2 tRNA genes are annotated in these 200 nt (G+C 58.0%); both read right to left on the bottom strand.

The annotated features are described in order from the left end of the window. Positions 1-2: 2 nt before the first annotated feature. A tRNA-Val gene (locus OGW13_RS00750) sits at positions 3-75 on the bottom strand. Between the two features lie 45 nt (positions 76-120). After that, a tRNA-Val gene (locus OGW13_RS00755) sits at positions 121-196 on the bottom strand. Between the last annotated feature and the right edge of the window lie 4 nt (positions 197-200).

Consider the following 200-nt stretch of genomic DNA (forward strand, 5'->3'; position numbering starts at 1 on the left):
GGTGGGTGATGACGGGATCGAACCGCCGACCCCCTCCTTGTAAGGGAGGTGCTCTCCCAGCTGAGCTAATCACCCACTTCTCAATTTCTTATCGACACGGCGGAGACTACATAAAGTAGTTGGTGGGTGATGACGGGATCGAACCGCCGACCCCCTCCTTGTAAGGGAGGTGCTCTCCCAGCTGAGCTAATCACCCCCGC

Origin of the sequence: Citrobacter sp. Ca225, from assembly GCF_030337175.1 — a bacterium.
GTDB classification, from domain to species: Bacteria; Pseudomonadota; Gammaproteobacteria; order Enterobacterales; family Enterobacteriaceae; genus Citrobacter_A; species Citrobacter_A amalonaticus.